This is a genomic window from Paracoccus sp. TD-10 (assembly GCF_048270675.1).
GTDB classification, from domain to species: domain Bacteria; phylum Pseudomonadota; class Alphaproteobacteria; order Rhodobacterales; family Rhodobacteraceae; genus Paracoccus; species Paracoccus pantotrophus.
Genome location: NZ_CP182418.1, coordinates 46,358 through 62,864 on the forward strand (window position 1 = coordinate 46,358; position 16,507 = coordinate 62,864).

General features: G+C 70.0%; 17 protein-coding genes. 9 read left to right on the plus strand and 8 right to left on the minus strand.

All coding sequences use genetic code 11. The features are described from left to right. Positions 1-142 precede the first annotated feature (142 nt). The 5 genes from ACNKFW_RS00210 to kynU all read left to right on the plus strand — a co-directional run bounded on the left by ACNKFW_RS00210 (position 143) and on the right by kynU (position 4,175). Positions 143-787: a TetR/AcrR family transcriptional regulator gene (locus ACNKFW_RS00210; RefSeq protein WP_147427396.1), complete on the plus strand. Its 645-nt coding sequence runs from the start codon at positions 143-145 to the stop codon at positions 785-787. Between the two features lie 119 nt (positions 788-906). After that, positions 907-1,245 carry a hypothetical protein gene (locus ACNKFW_RS00215; protein WP_024842717.1) on the plus strand — a complete coding sequence of 113 codons (339 nt, stop codon included), beginning with the start codon at positions 907-909 and terminating at the stop codon, positions 1,243-1,245. A 2-nt stretch (positions 1,246-1,247) separates the two neighbouring features. Further along, positions 1,248-1,535 (plus strand): I78 family peptidase inhibitor, encoded by a 288-nt coding sequence (locus ACNKFW_RS00220; protein WP_147427397.1) that lies wholly within the window; start codon positions 1,248-1,250, stop codon positions 1,533-1,535. Positions 1,536-1,884: 349 nt separating this feature from the next. Then, positions 1,885-2,913 carry a substrate-binding domain-containing protein gene (locus ACNKFW_RS00225; RefSeq protein WP_147427398.1) on the plus strand — a complete coding sequence of 343 codons (1,029 nt, stop codon included), beginning with the start codon at positions 1,885-1,887 and terminating at the stop codon, positions 2,911-2,913. Positions 2,914-2,930: 17 nt separating this feature from the next. Next, positions 2,931-4,175 (plus strand): kynureninase, encoded by a 1,245-nt coding sequence (kynU, locus tag ACNKFW_RS00230; protein ID WP_147427399.1) that lies wholly within the window; start codon positions 2,931-2,933, stop codon positions 4,173-4,175. Between the two features lie 46 nt (positions 4,176-4,221). Here the strand turns inward: kynU and ACNKFW_RS00235 are convergent, their stop codons facing one another. The 3 genes from ACNKFW_RS00235 to surE are packed head-to-tail and all read right to left on the minus strand — an operon-like array spanning position 4,222 to position 6,875. After that, positions 4,222-5,391 carry a LysM peptidoglycan-binding domain-containing protein gene (locus ACNKFW_RS00235; protein ID WP_147427400.1) on the minus strand — a complete coding sequence of 390 codons (1,170 nt, stop codon included), beginning with the start codon at positions 5,389-5,391 and terminating at the stop codon, positions 4,222-4,224. A 31-nt stretch (positions 5,392-5,422) separates the two neighbouring features. After that, on the minus strand, positions 5,423-6,073 hold the full coding sequence (locus ACNKFW_RS00240) for a protein-L-isoaspartate(D-aspartate) O-methyltransferase (protein ID WP_024842722.1): 651 nt from the start codon (positions 6,071-6,073) through the stop codon (positions 5,423-5,425). A 7-nt stretch (positions 6,074-6,080) separates the two neighbouring features. Further along, the gene (gene surE, locus ACNKFW_RS00245; protein WP_147427401.1) at positions 6,081-6,875 is read right to left on the minus strand and encodes a 5'/3'-nucleotidase SurE; all 795 of its coding nucleotides are present in this window, start codon (positions 6,873-6,875) and stop codon (positions 6,081-6,083) included. A gap of 192 nt (positions 6,876-7,067) precedes the next feature. Here surE and ACNKFW_RS00250 point away from each other — a divergent pair, with 192 nt between their 5' ends. Together ACNKFW_RS00250 and ACNKFW_RS00255 are read left to right on the plus strand one after the other, a co-directional pair. Further along, positions 7,068-7,991, plus strand: coding sequence for a sulfite exporter TauE/SafE family protein (locus tag ACNKFW_RS00250; protein ID WP_024842724.1), 924 nt, complete (start codon positions 7,068-7,070; stop codon positions 7,989-7,991). Further along, a complete protein-coding gene (locus tag ACNKFW_RS00255) occupies positions 7,988-8,785 on the plus strand; it encodes a TIGR02186 family protein (protein ID WP_024842725.1) in 798 nt (265 codons plus the stop codon). The genes ACNKFW_RS00250 and ACNKFW_RS00255 overlap by 4 nt, the downstream gene beginning before the upstream one ends. On the opposite strand, the gene ACNKFW_RS00260 is transcribed toward ACNKFW_RS00255, so the two are convergent. The 5 genes from ACNKFW_RS00260 to ACNKFW_RS00280 are packed head-to-tail and all read right to left on the minus strand — an operon-like array spanning position 8,772 to position 15,096. Beyond that, positions 8,772-9,917: a GNAT family N-acetyltransferase gene (locus ACNKFW_RS00260; protein WP_147427402.1), complete on the minus strand. Its 1,146-nt coding sequence runs from the start codon at positions 9,915-9,917 to the stop codon at positions 8,772-8,774. The genes ACNKFW_RS00255 and ACNKFW_RS00260 overlap by 14 nt on opposite strands. Positions 9,918-9,948: 31 nt before the next feature. After that, positions 9,949-10,704, minus strand: coding sequence for a glycerophosphodiester phosphodiesterase family protein (locus ACNKFW_RS00265; protein ID WP_147427403.1), 756 nt, complete (start codon positions 10,702-10,704; stop codon positions 9,949-9,951). Continuing rightward, positions 10,704-11,144, minus strand: a complete 441-nt coding sequence (locus tag ACNKFW_RS00270) for a RidA family protein (protein WP_024842728.1) — start codon at positions 11,142-11,144, stop codon at positions 10,704-10,706. Before ACNKFW_RS00270 ends, ACNKFW_RS00265 begins: the two co-directional genes overlap by 1 nt. A 9-nt stretch (positions 11,145-11,153) precedes the next feature. Then, positions 11,154-11,609 carry a YbjN domain-containing protein gene (locus ACNKFW_RS00275; protein ID WP_244314565.1) on the minus strand — a complete coding sequence of 152 codons (456 nt, stop codon included), beginning with the start codon at positions 11,607-11,609 and terminating at the stop codon, positions 11,154-11,156. A 43-nt stretch (positions 11,610-11,652) separates the two neighbouring features. Beyond that, entirely contained in the window at positions 11,653-15,096 is a 3,444-nt protein-coding gene (locus ACNKFW_RS00280; RefSeq protein WP_147427404.1) for a chromosome segregation SMC family protein, read from the minus strand. Positions 15,097-15,249: 153 nt separating this feature from the next. On the opposite strand from ACNKFW_RS00280, the gene ACNKFW_RS00285 reads away from it, so the two are divergent. Both ACNKFW_RS00285 and ACNKFW_RS00290 read left to right on the plus strand, forming a co-directional pair. Beyond that, positions 15,250-15,603 carry a CidA/LrgA family protein gene (locus ACNKFW_RS00285; RefSeq protein WP_147427405.1) on the plus strand — a complete coding sequence of 118 codons (354 nt, stop codon included), beginning with the start codon at positions 15,250-15,252 and terminating at the stop codon, positions 15,601-15,603. Continuing rightward, complete coding sequence (locus ACNKFW_RS00290; protein ID WP_024842732.1) at positions 15,600-16,316, plus strand: LrgB family protein; 717 nt, start codon at positions 15,600-15,602, stop codon at positions 16,314-16,316. The genes ACNKFW_RS00285 and ACNKFW_RS00290 overlap by 4 nt, the downstream gene beginning before the upstream one ends. Positions 16,317-16,507 lie beyond the last annotated feature (191 nt).

Below are 16,507 nucleotides of genomic sequence, written 5' to 3' on the forward strand. Positions count from 1 at the left end.
CTTCACCGCGCAGAACCTTTGCAACGAATCCGGTTTGCCCTTATGAACGGGAAGGCTCGATTTGCGTCGGCGTTACGGTGTCTGAGTTCCGTTCTGCGGAACACGCAGGGCAAGTTAAGGAGTAATCAGGGGGTTCTTGCGGATGCCTAAGGCTCTTCCGGTAACGCGTGGTCGCAAATTCTTGCAGGTGCTGGAAGGCGCCCGGACCATTTTCCTGCGCGATGGATTCGAAGGGGCGAGTGTCGATGACATCGCCCGCGAGGCAGCTGTGTCCAAGGCGACGCTTTACAGCTATTTTCCCGACAAGCGCGTGATGTTCATGGAAGTTTTCTGCAACGAGCTTGCCCGCGAGGCAGCCGATGCCAGCGCCCTGATCGAGGTCGAACTGCCGGTCGAGCAGGTCCTGCCCTTCATCGTGCAGATCATCTCGGCGCATATGATCTCGGAATTCGGGCTGCGCATCTTCCGCGTCAGCGTGGGCGAGGCCGAGCGTTTCCCCTCGCTCGCGCAGGAATATTACGAATCGGGGCCGGCGCTTCTGCGCCAGCAGCTGATCGCCTACCTGGAGCGTTGCGTCCAGCGTGGCGAATTGCGCATTCCCGACCTGGAACTGGCCGCCGACCAGCTGATCGAACTGGCCGGGGTCACGATCCACGACCGCGCCCTGTTCCTGGGACCGCAATCGGTGGACAAGGAGCTTTTGCGCAAGGTGAACCGCAGTGCGGTGGCCATGTTCCTGGCCTGCTATGGCAATGGCCGGAACGCGCTGGCCGAAGCGGCCGAATAGGCCGCGGCTCACGCGGTTTCGCGGCAACGCCGCGCCCTATTCGTCAAGGCGCCGCTTCTCATTCTCACGCCGCGCCCTTATGCTGCCGCGCCAGGAATTCCCTTACTGGATGATTGCCGATGACCCGAGCCCTGATCGCGCTTCTTGCCCTTGCCCCCCTGGCCGCCTGCGCCCCGGCCTATGCGCCGGCGCCCGAGCCGGTTCCGGCCGTCGCGCCGCTGCCGCCCGTGCCGGTGGCCGGTGTCAGCGGGCTGGAATCGCGCGAACCCGACGCCTGCCATGCCAAGAACTATGTCTCGGCCCTGGGCCAGCCCGGCAGCATCATCCCGACCCTGGGCGTGACCCGCGACTATCGCGTCGTCGAATATCGCGGCATCGAGCCGCAGGAATACGACCCGCTGCGCATCGTCTTCCGGCTGGATGCGGCCGGCAATATCTACAACATCGATTGCGGCTGACGATGCGGGGGATCGGCCGCTTCCTGCTGCTGGCGCCGCTTTGCGCGCTGGCTGCCTGTGTCGCGGCCCCGCCCCCGGCGCAGCCGCCGGGGCCAGAGGCTGACAGCTGCAACGCCGCGCCGTTCCGCGGCCTGGTCGGCCAGCCGCGCGCGGTGCTGGACAGGATGATCCTGCCCGCCGGCACCCGCATCATCGGCCCGCGCGATGCGGTGACGATGGACTACCGCGCCGACCGGATGAACTTCGAGATCGGCGAGAACGGCCGGATCGCCAAGATCGGCTGTTATTGACACGCATGGCGGCGGCGGGCGAGCCCGCCGCGTCCCCATGCGGCGAGCTTGCGGCATGACGCCGCCGCAGGCCCTGGGCCCCCTTGGGTGGGGCGCACGCCGTATGCCCCGGCCGCCGGCTCTGCCGGGCCGCGCCTTCGGCGACATACGTCAGGATATGGGACCGGCCAGTCCGGTCGTGCCGCGCCGGGCTTGACCCATTCCGAATGCGCGGCCGATCCGGCAAGGGCCGTGCCTTGCCCCGCGCCATGCCCAGGATCGCGGCTATGGACCGGGCGGGGCGGATGTTCTAGACATTTTCCGGGGCAAGCAGGCGGCCGGGCGCCGGCCCAAGGGGGGAGCTGGGGAATTGGCCACGCTGAAGGATGTCGCGCGGGCCGCCGGGCTGTCGGTCACGCAGACCAGCCGGGCGCTGAACGACCATTCCGACGTGAACGAGACGACGCGCAAGCGGGTCAAGGCCGTGGCGCGGTCGCTGAACTATCAGGCCAATATCTCGGCGCGCAAGCTGGTGACCGGGCGTTCGGGCATGGTGGCGCTGGTGGTGCCGCAATCGACCAACCTGGCCGAGGACGGGCTGTTCATCGAGGGCGTCGCCGGGCTTTCGGCGCAGTTCTCGGGTCGCGGCATGCAATTCGTGCTGCATGTCACCCGCCCGCAAGAGCCGATCATCGAGGTCTACAAGCGCCTGATCGGCAACGGGGTTCTGGACGGTTTCGTGCTGTTCAGCCCCTCGGACGACGACCCGCGCGTGGCCTTCCTGCGGGAAAACGCCATCCCCTTCGTCGTGCATGGCCGCATCGGCCCCGCGCCCGATCACGCCTATTTCGACATCGAGAACGAGGGCATCCTCTACCAGATGGCCAGCCACCTGACCGGGCTGGGCCACCGGCGCATCGCGCTGATCAACGGCCGGCAGGGGCTGAGCTTCGCCTCGGCCCGGCTGCGCGGCTATCGCCGGGCGCTGGAGGAGGCCGGCATCGCCTTCGACCCGGCGCTGACCCGGCACGGCGAGATGACCGAGGCGCTGGGGCTGGTCTCGACCGTCGAGATGTTCCGCCTGGGCGGCCCGCGGCCCACCGCGATCATCTGCAGCCATGTCCATATCGCCAAGGGGGTCTACAAGGCACTGGAGGCGCTGGAGCTGTCGATCCCCGGCGACGTCTCGGTGATGGCGCATGACGACCACATGCCGGCGCTGCGCGCCTCGGCCTTCTTTCCGGCGCTCAGCGTGACCAAGGCGCCGCTGCGCGACAGCTGGGAGCCGCTGGCCGATTGCCTGGCCGGCCTGCTGGAGGGCCGGCCGCTGAAGGAATTGCAGCGCGTCGGCCCGCATGAGCTGATCATCCGCAACTCGACCGGCGCGGCGCCGGAATGAACCGCCAAGGACAGACCATGACCCTTCCCGACCGCACCGCGATCGAGGCGATGGATGCGCAAGACCCGCTGCGCCACCTGCGCGACGCCTTCATCCTGTCCCCGGACGAGGTCTATCTGGACGGCAATTCCCTGGGGGTGCCGACCCGCGCCGCGCAGGAGGAACTGCTGCGCGCCGCCCGCGACGAATGGGCCGGCCAGCTGATCCGCAGCTGGAACGGCGCCGGCTGGTTCGACCTGCCCATCGAGCTGGGCGACCGCATCGGCCGGCTGATCGGCGCGGCGCCGGGGCAGGTGGTGGTGGCCGACACCACCTCGGTCAACATCTACAAGGCGCTGCATGCCGCCATGGCGCTGCGGCCGGGGCGCCGCACCATCGTCGCGGAAAGCGGCAGCTTCCCGACCGATCTCTATATCGCCGAGGGCGTGGTCTCGACCCTGCCCGGCGCGCGGCTGCGGCTGGAGGGCGTGGACGGCCCGGCCATCGAAGACATGCTGGACGCCGATGTCGCGGCGGTGCTGGTCAACCATGTGAACTACAAGACCGGCGCATTGCGCGACATGGCGGCGCTGACCGCGCGCATCCAGGCGGCGGGCGCCATCGCTGTCTGGGATCTGTGCCATTCGGCCGGGGCGCTGCCGGTCGAGCTGGACGCTGCCGGGGCGGATTTCGCCGTAGGCTGCACCTATAAATACCTGAACGGCGGGCCGGGCGCGCCGGCCTTTATCTATGTCGCGCGCCGGCATCAGGGGCAGGCGCGCCAGCCGCTCAGCGGCTGGTGGGGCCATGCCCGGCCCTTTGCCTTCGAGACCGGCTACGAGGGCGACCCCGGCATCCGCCGCTTTCAATGCGGCACCCAGCCGATCCTGTCGATGCGGGCGCTGAAAGGCGCGCTGGCGATCTGGGACGGGGTGGACATGGCGGCGCTGCGGGCGAAAAGCCTGGCCCTGACCGAGCTGTTCATCCAGCTGGTCGAGGCGCGCTGCGCCGGGCTGGGGCTAAGGCTGGAAAGCCCGCGCGAGCCCGCCCGCCGCGGCAGCCAGGTCGCCTTCGGCCACGACCATGCCTGGCCGGTGATGCAGGCGCTGATCGCGCGCGGGGTGATCGGCGATTTCCGCGCGCCCTCGACGCTGCGCTTCGGCTTTGCGCCGCTCTACCTGCGCCATGTCGACGTGCTGCGCGCGGTCGAGGCGCTGGAGGAGGTTCTGAAAAGCGCAAGCTGGAAAGACCCGCGCTTTGCCCGGCCCGCCGCCGTGACCTGAAAGAGGGCTTGCGCCCACGCCGCAGGGCACGGGCGCGCGGGACGGCCTAGTTCAGGTATTTCTCGGGATCGACACTGTCGAAGCCGTTGCGCACCTCGAAATGCACGACGCCCTGGCTGCGGGTCTTGCCCAGCGGGGTGCCGGCACTGACGCTTTGCCCCTTGGTCACGGCGACATCCTCAAGCCCGGCATAGACGGTCATCAGGTTGCCCTCGTGGCGGATGACGATGATCGGCACCTGGTCGGTGTCGCGGGTGATCGCGGCAACGGTGCCGCTGCCGGCGGCGGAAACCGGGCTGCCGGGGGCCGCGGAAATGTCGATGCCGTCGTTCTTGCCCTTCTGGTAGGTGCGGATGATGGCGCCGTTGGCGGGCATGCGGAACTTGCCGCTGCCCGAGGCGGCGGTGCGGGTCTTGCCCAGGTCGGGGCCGGCCGGCTTGTTCACCGCACTGGCGGCGGGCTGGGTACGCTCGTTCGGCAGGGGCTCGGCCGAGGAAGGCGGGCGCGGCGTCGGGCTGCCGGTTCCGGGCGCGGTGACGACTGCCGTGGCGGGGCGGCTTTGCCCGGCCACGGGGATCAGCAGGCGCTGGCCGATGCGCAGGGTCATGTCCTGCCGCAGCCCGTTCCACTGCGCCAGGTCGTTGACCGAGACATTGTATTTGCGCGCGATGGACCAGGCCGTCTCGCCGGCCGCGACGACATGCTGCTTGGGCTGACTTGCCGCCGGCAGGGTCTGCGCGGTCACGGCCCCCGCCCCCGCGGCCGGGGGCACCTCCGGCTGCCGGACGCCCTGGCCGGCAAAGGGATCGCTGACCTGCCCGGTCGAGGAGACGATGGGCGCCGCCGCAGGCGCCCCGGCAGCCACGCGGCGCGGCAGGGCGACCACCGCGCCGGGATTCAGCACGGTATTGGCCTCGATGGCATTGTACCTGGCCAGCTCGGCCGCGTTCAGCCCCAGCCGGGCGGCAATGGTGGCCACCGTATCGCCCTGCCGCGCGATGGCGACCTGGTAGCCGGGATAGGAGATCACGCCGCGCTGGTCCGGCGCCGGGCGGGGCTGGGCGCGCGCGGCCGCGCCGGCAGTTTCCAGCCCGCCCCGGCCCCAGCGCCGCAGGTCGGGGTCGAAATTGCTGAAATCCAGGCCACCCTGCGGCCCGCAGGACGCCAGCGCCATCGCAGCGCCGGCGAGCATCGCCAACTGCCTGATCTTGATCATCTGCCCGTTCCTCACTCTGGACGGCCGGGGGTCATGTCTGTCCCAACCCCTCGACCAGCGGCACGAAGCGCACCTGCCGCAATTCGTCATAGTCAAAGCCGCTTTCGCCGCGCCGCACGCGGATCAGGGTCTGGACCGCATCCGACTGCCCGACCGGCACCACCATGATACCGCCGATCTTCAACTGCGCCAAGAGCGGGCCCGGCGGATCCTCGGCCGCCGCCGTCACCATGATGCGATCGAAGGGCGCCTGCTCGGGCAGCCCGCGCGAGCCGTCGGCGACCAGGGCGGTGATGTTGGGCAGGCCCAGGTGGCGAAACAGCGCCTCGGCCTCGGCCACCAGCCGGCGGTGGCGGTCGATGGTATAGACCCGGCGGCACAAGAGCGACAGCACCGCCGCCTGGTAGCCCGAGCCGGTGCCGATCTCCAGCACCTTGTCGCGCGGCCCCACCTCCAGCGCCTGGGTCATCAGTCCCACGACCGAGGGCTGGCTGATGGTCTGGCCGCAGGGAATGGGCAAGGGCGTGTCGTCATAGGCGCGATCCTCGAAATGGCCGCGCACGAACTCGCCGCGGTCGATGCGCTCCATCGCCTCCAGCACGCGCGGATCGGTGACCCCGCGCTGCCGCAGCGCGAACAGGAAGCGCATCTTGCGTTCGGCAGTCTCGGGATCGTCGCCCATGCCTGGTTCAGCCCTCCTCCAGCACGCCGCGCAATTCGGCCAGGGTCTTGTGGCAGGTCAGGTCCGGCCGCATCGGCGTCAGCGAGATATAGTCGCGCATATTCGCGTCCACGTCACTCTCCGGCGTGGCCTCGGCGGTCTGCGAGCCGCCCAGCACCCACAGGAAGCGCCGGCCGTTCGGCGCGTGATAGGGCTCGACCTCGAAGCGCACGCCCTGGCGGCGGCCCTGCGGCGCGACCCGCGTGCCCTTGACCGAACCCGCGTCGCAGGGCGGGAAGTTGATGTTGTAGAACAGCCGGAAATCCTCGTCCGAGGTCCAGTCGCCATAGTCCAGCAATTGCCGGATCAGCCGCGGCCCATGCGCCCGCGCCGCCTGGAACGGATCGTCCAGAACCGCGGTGCGGCTGCCCATGTATTGCGACAGGGCGATGGCGGGCAGGCCCTGCAACGCCGCCTCCATCGCGCCGCCCACGGTGCCGGAATACATCACGTTCTCGCCCGAGTTATTGCCGCGGTTCACGCCCGACAGCACCAGGTCGGGCGGATTGTCCCGCATCACGTCGGCGATGGCGGCAAGGACGCAATCGGCCGGCGTGCCCTCGGCGGCAAAGCGGCGCGGGCCCAGTTCGGCGATCAAGGTCGGATGGACATAGCTGATGCAATGGGCGACGCCCGATTGCTCGAAGGCGGGGGCGACGGTCCAGACCTCGCCGCCCGGTCCGGCGACCTCGGTCGCGATCGCCTCCAGCGTCTCGAGCCCCGGAGCGTTGATGCCGTCGTCATTGGTGATCAGAATGCGCATGGTCTTTCCTGTCCGGCCGCCGCGCCGGGCCGCTGTCCACGCCGCCCGCGTCCCTCGCCGCCATATCTGCCCGTCACATCTGCTTTATCCGCGCCACAGGCTTGCGACAACCCGCGCGAAAGGCCATGGAAGCGTTTGACGCAGGGCTGTTGCCGGGGCAGCATCGGGACAAGGCAATAAGCCGGGCAGGACATGCAGATCTATCTTCCCATCGCCGAGGTGGCGGTCAATGCGCTGGTGCTGATCGGCCTGGGCGGCATCGTCGGGCTGATGTCGGGCCTGTTCGGCGTCGGCGGCGGCTTCCTGATCACGCCCCTGCTGTTCTTCATCGGCATTCCGCCGGCCATCGCGGTGGCGACCGGCGCCAACCAGGTCGTGGCCTCGTCCTTTTCCGGCGTGCTGGCGCATGTCAAGCGCAAGACGGTGGATTTCCGCATGGGCTGGGTCTTGCTGGCCGGCGGCCTGGTCGGTTCCTCGGCCGGGGTGCTGCTGTTCAACATGCTGTCGCGGCTGGGCCAGGTCGATCTGGTGGTGCAGCTTTGCTATGTCGTCTTCCTGGGGCTGATCGGCGCGATGATGCTGCAGGAAAGCCTGCGCGCGCTGCACCGCGCGCGCCGCAGCGGGCCGATCAAGCCGATGCGCCGCCACCAGCACGGCTGGGTGCACAAATGGCCCTGGAAGATGAAGTTCCGCGCCTCGGGGCTTTACATCAGCTCGATCCCGGTGCTGCTGGTCGGCGCCGCGGTGGGCGTGCTGGGCGCGATCATGGGCGTCGGCGGCGGCTTCATCATGGTGCCGGCGATGATCTACCTGCTGGGCATGCCGACCAAGGTCGTCATCGGCACCTCGCTGTTCCAGATCACCTTCCTGTCGGCCTATACCACGCTGATGCACGCCGTGTCCTCGAACACGGTGGACGTGATGCTGGCGGTGCTGCTGATCGTCGGCGGCGTGACCGGGGCGCAGATCGGCACCCACCTGGGCGCCCGGCTGCGGGCCGAACAGCTGCGCATCCTGCTGGCACTTCTGGTGCTGGGGGTCTGCGGCAAGCTAGCGCTGGACCTGTTCCTGCGCCCGGACGAGCTTTACTCGATCACGCCGGGGATCTTGCGATGATCCGGCATGCGCTTTTCGCCGTCCTGGCGCCGGTCCTGCTGGCGCTGCCGGCGAATGCGCAGCCGGCTATCCCCGAACAGCCGCCCGAGCAGATCGTCGCCGGGCTGTCGCGGGACGACGTGGACATCACCACCAGCTTCGACGGTTCCGAGATCATCATCTACGGCGCCATCAAGCGCGAGACGCGGATCCCGGCGGGCGAGCCGCTGGACGTAATCGTCACGCTGGAGGGGCCGGCCCAGGCGCTGACCGTGCGCCACAAGGAACGCCGGCTGGGCATCTGGGTCAATACCGGCCGGGTCAGCATCGGCTCGGCCCCCAGCTTCTACGTGGTGGCGACGACGCGGCCCCTGCACCTGATCCTGCCCGCGGCCGAGGACCAGCGCCACCGCATCTCGATCCCGCTGGCGATGCGCGCCTTTGCCGGGCCGATGGAGGTCGAGGATGCCGTGCCCTATACCGAGGCGCTGATCCGCCTGCGCCGCGCCGCCGACGTCTACCGCCAGGACGACGGCGCCGTGCGGCTGGCCGAGGAGACGCTGTTTCGCGCCGATGTCCGCCTGCCTGCCAACCTGGTCGAGGGCGTCTACAGCACCCGCATCTTCCTGTTGCGCCAGGGCCGGGTCATCGACACCTTCCGCGCGCCCATCGAGGTGCGCAAGGTCGGGCTGGAACGCTGGCTCTATCGCCTGGCGCTGGAGCAACCCTTCATCTACGGCATCATGTCGCTGGCCATCGCGGTGGCGGCGGGCTGGGGCGCCTCGGCCGCGTTCCGGCTGGTCAAGCGTCCCTGACCGCGCCGCGGCGGAACGGCCCCATCTCGGCCAGGATCGCCATTTCCTCGCCCACCGCCTCGCGTTCGCGTTCCAGGTAATCGGCGATGGCCTTGCGAAAGCCGCGGTCGGCGACCCAATGCAGCGAATGGGTCTGGCTGGGCATATAGCCGCGCATCAGCTTGTGTTCGCCCTGCGCGCCCGCCTCGACGCGGGACAGGCCATGGGCGATGGCCCAGTCGATGGCCTGGTGATAGCACAGTTCGAAATGCAGGAAGGGGTGGTCCTCGACACAGCCCCAATAGCGGCCGTAAAGCGCGTCCCGGCCGATCAGGTTCAGCGCACCGGCGATGGGCCGGCCGTCGCGCTCGGCCAGGACCAGCAGGCAGTCGTCGCGCATGGTGTGGTGCAGGATGTCGAAGAAGGCCCGGGTCAGGTATGGCCGGCCCCATTTGCGCCCGCCGGTATCCTGATAGAAGCGCCAGAAGGCGTCCCAATGCCCGGGCCGGATCTGGTCGCCGGTCAGGCTGTGGATGCTGCCGCCGAAAGCCTGCGCCCGCTCGCGCTCCCTGCGGATCGCCTTGCGCTTGCGCGAGGACAGCTGGGCCAGGAAATCGTCGAATGTCCGATAGCCCCGGTTCAGCCAGTGGAACTGCTCGCTGGCGCGGGGCAGGAAACCGGCCGCCTCGCCCAGCCGCGCCTCGGCCTCGGTGCAAAAGGTGACATGCGCGCCCGACAGGCCCGATTGCTGCGCGAATTGCGCCATGGCCGCCAGCAGCGCGCGCTGCACCGCCGGGCTGGAGGCGATCAGCCGCGGCCCGGTGACGGGGGTAAAGGGCACAGCGCATTGCAGCTTGGGGTAATAGCGCCCGCCGGCCCGCGCATAGGCCTGCGCCCAACCGTGGTCAAAGATGTATTCGCCCTGGCTGTCGGTCTTGACATAGCAGGGTGCCGCGCCCGCCACCTGCCCGTCCAGCCGCGCGACCAGGTGGCTGGGGTGCCAGCCCGTCCCCTCGCCGACCGAGCCCGATTGCTCCAGCGCCGACAGGAAGCGATGCGTGGTGAAGGGGTTGGCGTCCGCCCCGCAGCCGTCCCATTCGGCGGCGTCGATCCCGGAAATCGCAGGCAGGACGGAAACGGCAAGCTCGCTCATGCGGGCAACATAGGCGCGGGCGCGGCGATTGTCAGGGCTTGGCAGGCAGGTAATGCTCGAATGTGATATTGTCGGCGACGCGGCGCGCCTCGGCCTCGATGGCGGCCGAGCGCACGGTCCAGCACAGCACCGGCACGCCGCGCGCCTTCAGCGCCGCCACCGCCGGATTGCCCAGGTCGCGGCGGTCATGCGAGATGAAGCCGGCCCCCACCCGGTCGAAATCGGCGATGGCCGCCAGATGCGCACGGGTGACGTCGTCCAGCATCGGCCAGTCCACGGCCTCATAGCCGCAGGTGGTCAGCCCCACCGTCACCCCCGGCGCGGCAGCGTGGAAAGCCGCGACCGCATGCGGGTTGAAGGACATGACCGCGACCGGGCCGTCATAGCCGGAAAGCAGCCGCGCCACCTCGGCCTGCAGATCACCCACCTCGGCCGAGACGCGCAGGCTCTGGTCCTTGATCTCGATCAGCAAGGGCACCCGGCCCGCGACCTCGTCCAGCAGTTCCGAGAGCGTCGGGATATGCTCCTCGGTGCCCATGATGCGCAACATGGACAGCGCGTCGATGCCCAGGGCGCTGACCAGCCCCTCGGCCCCGGTCAGGCGCGGCAGGTCGTCGTCGTGAAACACCAGCGCCGTGCCGTCCGCGGCGCGCTGGATGTCGCATTCGATGCCATAGCCCGCGGCAATGGCGGCGCGGAACGCCGCCATGCTGTTTTCCGGCACGCCCGGCCCGTGCAGCCCGCGATGGGCAATCGGCAGGCGCAGGAAATCCGGGTGAAGACCCATCAGGCGAACTCGAAGATCGCCTCGACCTCGACCGCGACGCCGCGCGGCAGCGCCGGGGCCGAGACGGCGGCGCGGGCATGGCGGCCCTTGTCGCCGAAGACCTCGACCATCAGGTTCGAGCAGCCGTTGATCACCTCGGGCTGGTCGGTGAATTCGGGCGTCGAGTTGACGAAGCCGGTCAGCTTGACCACCCGCACCACCCGGTCCAGCGACCCCAGCGCCGCCCGCGCCTGCGCCAAGAGCGCCAGGCCGCAGCCGCGCGCCGCCTCGGCCCCCTCCTCGACCGCCAGGTCGGCGCCCAGGCGGCCCTTGGCCGGGCTGATCTGGCCGGAAACGAACAGCAGGTTGCCCGTCATCACATAGGGCACGTAATTCGCCGCCGGCGCGGGCGCGTCGGGCAGCGTGATCCCCAGCTCTGCCAGTTTCGTCTCGATGGACATGCTATCCTCCTACCAGTCGATGAAGTCGCGGAAATCGCTCAGCACGATGCGCCAGGTGTCCAGCGCGTCGTCGAAATTCTTGCGCCCGATGCCGTCGCCCGCAACCCCGATATCCATCTCGATGAAGGGATCGCCGGTTTCGTCCAGCCAGACCTTGCCGAAACGCTTCTCGCGGTTCCAGCGATTCGCCATGCTCTCGGGCATCGCATCGTCCAGGTCGAACCCGGCCGAGAACTGGATCGCCGCGCAGGTCTGTTCGCATTGGTAGAAATAGACCTGAAAGCTGGTGCCGTCGATGCGGCTTTCGATCAGCGGATCGCCGGCGCCGTCGGTGACCAGCTTGGCCGGCAGGCCGAAATCCGCCATCAGCAGGCGAATCACCTCGGGATCGCCCATGACCTGCGCCTGCGCCGCGGGCGCCTGGATCAGCGCCGCCAGCACAAGGGGAACCAGGGTTCGCATCATCTTCTCCATTGCGGAAATCGCGCGCTGATTACCGCTTTGCGCGTCAGGCCACCAGAGCCTCCGCGCGCTTCAGGTCGACGCTGACCAGCTGGCTGACGCCCTGTTCCACCATGGTCACGCCGAACAGCCGGTCCATGCGCGACATGGTGACGGCGTGGTGCGTGATCACAAGAAAGCGGGTCTCGGTCCGCCGCGTCATCTCGTCCATCAGGTCGCAGAACCGGGTGACGTTGGCGTCGTCCAGCGGCGCATCCACCTCGTCCAGCACGCAGATCGGCGCCGGATTGGCCAGGAACACCGCAAAGATCAGCGCCAGCGCCGTCAGCGTCTGCTCGCCGCCCGAAAGCAGGCTGAGCGTCGAGAGCTTTTTCCCCGGAGGCTGGCACATGATCTCCAGCCCCGCCTCCAGCGGATCGTCGGATTCGACCAGCACCAGCCGCGCCTCGCCGCCGCCGAACAGATGCGTGAACAGGGTGGTGAAATTGGCGTTCACCGTGTCGAAGGCCGAGAGCAGCCGCTCGCGCCCCTCGCGGTTCAGGCTGCCGATGCCCTGGCGCAGCTTGCGGATCGCCTCGGTCAGATCCTCTTTCTCGGCGCCCAGCCGGTCGCGCTCGGTCTCCAGCTCGCGCTTGTCCTCGTCGGCGCGCAGGTTCACGGCCCCCAGCGCGTCGCGTTGCTGGCGCAGCCGGGCGATCTGCTCCTCCAGCGCCTCGGCGGCGATCTCCTCGACCTCGCCCAGAGAGTCCAGCAGCGCCTCGGGCGTGGCCTCCAGTTCTTCGTGGATGCGCAACCGGGCGGCGGATTCGGCCTCGATGGCGGCTTCGGCGCGGGCCTCGCGGGCGGCGCGGGTCTCGCGCGCGTCGGATGCGGCGCGCTCGGCCTCGCGCTCGGCCTCGGCGGCGATGCGCAGCGCCTGGTCAGCGGCCGACAGCGCGGCACGGGCGCGGGCCAGGCGGGCGGCGGCCTGCGCCTCGGCCTCGGTCAGCACGCCGCGGCGCTCGGCCAGGATCTCGGGCTGGGCCTCGGCTTCCTCCAGATCGGCCGCGGCCTGATCGCGGCGGGCGGCCAGTTCGGCGGCGCGGGTGCCGGCCTGGTCTAGCCGCAGCCGCCAGCCGGATTCCTCCTTGGCGATCTCTTGCAGGCGCTTGACCCGCGCATTGGCCTCGCGCCGCAGCTCGTCCAGCCCGCTGCGCCGGGTCATGGTGGCGATGCGCGCCGCCTCGACGCCCATGCGGGCATGGTCCAGCGCCGCGGCCGCCGCGCCGCGGTCGGGCAGCTCGGCCAGCGCCTGCTCGGCCTCGGCCAGCCGGGCGCGGGCGTCCAGCGCATCCTCGCGATGCCGGGCCAGTTCGGCGCGGGCCGATTCGGCGCGGCTTTGTGCCATGGAAAGCTCGGATTCGGCGCGGGTGACGGCGCGCACGGCATCCGACAGCCCGCGCTCGGCCTCGCGCCTGGCATCACGGGCGCGTTTCTCGGCCTCGGCCGCGGCCAGGTGGCGGTCGCGCAGCGCCTGATGCGCGGCCTGCGCATCCTCGGCGCGGGCCTGCGCCGCCTCGGCCTGTTCGGCCAGCTCGGCCAGCTGGTTGACCTTTTGCAGATGCAGCGCGGCCGAGGACGCCGCCTCGCCTGCCATCACCCGCATGCCGTCCCAGCGGAACAGGTCGCCCGCCCGCGTGACCAGCCGCTGGCCGGGGGCAAGTGCAGGCTGCATCGCCGCGCCCAAGGCCGCATCCGCGACCAGCCCGACCTGCGACAGCCGCCGCGCCAGCGCCTCTGGCGCCTCGACATGCGGCGCCAAAGGTTCGGCGCCCGCGGGCAGCGGCTGCGGCGAGCCGTAGCCCGGCAGCCGGTGCCAGCCCGAGCCGTCCTCGGCCAGCCCGACACCCAGGTCGTCGCCCAGCGCCGCGCCGAAGGCCGTCTCGTAGCCGCGTGCGACCCGCACCAGATCCAGGATCGAATCGCCGCCCTGCCCGCGTTCCACCAGCCGCTTCAGCGCCGCCATCTCGGCATTCAGCGCCGAAACCTCGCCCTCCGCCTCGGCCCGTGCCGCGCGGGCGGCGGATTCCTCGGCCTCCAGCGCGGCGCGGGCCTCCTCGGCCTCGGCCAGCGCCGCCTCGGCGGCCTCGACGCGCTCGCGGGCCTCTTCCTGCGATTCCTCGGCAGCTTCGCGGGCGGCATCGGCCTCGGCGCCGGCATCGGCGGCGCGGGCGGCGGCGGCTTCGGCCTCGGCGGCGGCACGGGTGGCGCGGTCCCGCATCTGCCGCAGGTCGTGGACCAGCCGCTCGGCGGATTGGTGACGGGCGGCAAGGCGGGCGGATTCGTCGGTCAGTTCGGCCAGCTTGGACTCGACCTCGCGCAGCGCCCCGGTGGCCTCCTCGGCGGCATGGCCGGCGGCCTCCAGCCGCTCATCATGGCCCTGCCCGGCCTTTTCCAGCTCGCGCCTTTCCCATTCCAGCCGCTCGATCACCTCGCCGGCATCGCGGTTCAGCGCCGATTCGCGCTCGATGTCGCGGTCGAGCTGGGCGATGCGCGCCAGCAGCGTCTGGATCGCCTGGGCGGCGCGGGCCTCGGCCTCGTCCAGCGCCTCGCGTTCCACGGTGGCGCGGGACAGGATGGCGCTCGCGACCTGCTCCTCCTCGCGCAGCGGCGGCAGCTTCGCCTCGGCCGCCTCGCGGGCGGCGATGGCGTGGCGGGCCTGGGCCTCGGCCTCGGTGGCGGCGCGGATCGCGGCCCGCAGCGCCTCGGCCGTCGCGGCCTTGGCCTGGTCGGCCTCGGCCCAGCGGCGATACAGCAGCACGCCCTCGGCCCGGCGCAGCGCGGCGCCGATCTCGCGATAGCGCGCGGCGGCGCGGGCCTGCCGCGCCAGGCTGGCCGCCTGCGTGGACAGCTGGTCCAGCGTGTCGTCGACGCGGGTCAGGTTCGCCTCGGCCGCGTTCAGCCGCAATTCGGCCTCGTGCCGGCGCTGGTAGAGGCCGGAAATCCCCGCCGCCTCCTCCAGCACGCGCCGCCTTGCCTTGGGCTTGGCGTTGATCAGCTCGGAAATCTGCCCTTGCCGCACCAGCGCCGGCGAATGCGCCCCGGTCGAGGCATCCGCGAACAGCATCTGCACGTCGCGCGCCCGCACTTCCTTGCCGTTGATGCGATAGGCCGAACCGGCGTCGCGGGTGATGCGGCGGGTGATGTCCAGCGCGTCGGCATCGTTCAGCCCGGCGGGGGCGAGGCGGTCCTTGTTGTCGATGGTCAGCGTGACCTCGGCATGGGCGCGGGCGGAACGCCGCGCGGTGCCGGCAAAGATCACATCTTCCATCCCGTCGCCGCGCATGGCGGTAGGCCGGTTTTCGCCCATGACCCAGCGCAGCGCCTCGAGCAGGTTCGACTTGCCGCAGCCGTTCGGGCCGACCACGCCGGTCAGCCCCTCGTGGATGACCAGGTCGGTCGGGTCCACGAAGCTCTTGAAACCATTGAGGCGCAGGCGGTCGAAACGCAATGCGAAGGGTCCACGACGATCGTTCAAATCCCCCGGATTTTTCGCCATCGGGGCGCTCAAGTCAACACAAACCCCAAGATATGGCGGGGCTTGGGCGGTTATCCACAAGATTTAAGGGTTCACCACAAGAAATCCGCTGCTAATCTGGCCGGCATGATTCCCGCGCTTGCCATCATCCTGGTCTTCCAGCTCATCGGCGAGGTTGCCACCCGCAGCCTTGGCCTGCCCCTGCCCGGTCCGGTGCTGGGCCTGCTGCTGCTGGTGCTGTCCTGCAGCCTGCGCCCGGCGCTGGCCGAGATGCTGCGCCCGGTGATCACCGGCATCCTGGGCCATCTGTCGCTGTTCTTCGTGCCGGCGGGGGTGGGCGTGGTGGCGCATCTGGGGCAGTTTCGCAGCGACGGGCTGGCGGTGGCGCTGGCGCTGACCGTCTCGACCGCGCTGGCCATCGCCGCGGGGGCGCTGGTGTTCCGCGCCGTGGTGCGCTGGACGGGCGGGACCGAGGAATGACCGACGCGGCGCTGATCTGGAGCTATCTGACGCAAGGGCCGCTGCTGTGGCTGACGGCGACGCTGATCGCCTATTGGCTGGGCGACAGCTTCTTTCGCGCCATGGGCCGGCAAAGCTGGGCCAATCCGGTGCTGTGCGCGGTGATCCTGCTGGCCTGCGTGCTGGGGCTGACCGGCACCAGCTACCAGACCTATTTCGAGGGCGCGCAATTCGTGCATTTCATGCTGGGCCCGGCCACGGTGGCACTGGGAATGCCGCTTTACGACAACCTGCGCCGGGTCAGGAAAGCGGCGCTGCCGCTGGTCGCGGCGCTGCTGGCGGGCTCGGCGACGGCGGTGGTCTCGGCGCTGGCCATCGGCAAGGCTTTCGGGCTGTCCGAGGTGATGCTGGCCAGCCTGGCGCCGAAATCCACCACCGCGCCCGTGGCCATCGGCATCGCCGAGGGGTTGGGCGGAGAGCCCACGATCACCGCCGTCCTGGTGCTGATCACCGGCATCTTCGGCGCGATCATCGCCACGCCGCTGCTGAATGCGCTGGGGATCCGCGACTGGCGGGCGCGCGGCTTTTCGCTGGGCGTGGCCGCGCATGGCATCGGCACGGCCCGCGCCTTCCAGGTGAACGAGACCGCCGGCGCCTTCGCCGGCATCGGCATGGGGCTGAACGCGGTGCTGACCTCGATCATCGCGCCGCTGGCGCTGTATCTGTTCGGGTAAGGGGTGGTTGGGAGCCCATCAGAGACATTCGGGCAGGTAGCAGCAAGACGCAGCCTTTTCTGGAGCAGAGGAAGGCGCGGCCCGAAGTGGACCATGAAGCACAGATCTCGTCGGTGTGCAACATACTTGCAAATCGTTGTTCGGGCGCGACGTAGCGCGAGCCGCGTCGGACTTGTCCGATAGGAAAGGCT

Coding starts and splice junctions, on each gene's coding strand:
- ACNKFW_RS00210 (WP_147427396.1), top strand. CDS start 143: ATGCCTAAGGCTCTTCCGGTAACGCGTGGTCGCAAATTCTTGCAGGTG.
- ACNKFW_RS00215 (WP_024842717.1), top strand. CDS start 907: ATGACCCGAGCCCTGATCGCGCTTCTTGCCCTTGCCCCCCTGGCCGCC.
- ACNKFW_RS00220 (WP_147427397.1), top strand. CDS start 1,248: ATGCGGGGGATCGGCCGCTTCCTGCTGCTGGCGCCGCTTTGCGCGCTG.
- kynU (WP_147427399.1), top strand. CDS start 2,931: ATGACCCTTCCCGACCGCACCGCGATCGAGGCGATGGATGCGCAAGAC.
- ACNKFW_RS00235 (WP_147427400.1), bottom strand. CDS start 5,391: ATGATCAAGATCAGGCAGTTGGCGATGCTCGCCGGCGCTGCGATGGCG.
- ACNKFW_RS00240 (WP_024842722.1), bottom strand. CDS start 6,073: ATGGGCGACGATCCCGAGACTGCCGAACGCAAGATGCGCTTCCTGTTC.
- surE (WP_147427401.1), bottom strand. CDS start 6,875: ATGCGCATTCTGATCACCAATGACGACGGCATCAACGCTCCGGGGCTC.
- ACNKFW_RS00250 (WP_024842724.1), top strand. CDS start 7,068: ATGCAGATCTATCTTCCCATCGCCGAGGTGGCGGTCAATGCGCTGGTG.
- ACNKFW_RS00255 (WP_024842725.1), top strand. CDS start 7,988: ATGATCCGGCATGCGCTTTTCGCCGTCCTGGCGCCGGTCCTGCTGGCG.
- ACNKFW_RS00260 (WP_147427402.1), bottom strand. CDS start 9,917: ATGAGCGAGCTTGCCGTTTCCGTCCTGCCTGCGATTTCCGGGATCGAC.
- ACNKFW_RS00265 (WP_147427403.1), bottom strand. CDS start 10,704: ATGGGTCTTCACCCGGATTTCCTGCGCCTGCCGATTGCCCATCGCGGG.
- ACNKFW_RS00270 (WP_024842728.1), bottom strand. CDS start 11,144: ATGTCCATCGAGACGAAACTGGCAGAGCTGGGGATCACGCTGCCCGAC.
- ACNKFW_RS00275 (WP_244314565.1), bottom strand. CDS start 11,609: ATGATGCGAACCCTGGTTCCCCTTGTGCTGGCGGCGCTGATCCAGGCG.
- ACNKFW_RS00285 (WP_147427405.1), top strand. CDS start 15,250: ATGATTCCCGCGCTTGCCATCATCCTGGTCTTCCAGCTCATCGGCGAG.
- ACNKFW_RS00290 (WP_024842732.1), top strand. CDS start 15,600: ATGACCGACGCGGCGCTGATCTGGAGCTATCTGACGCAAGGGCCGCTG.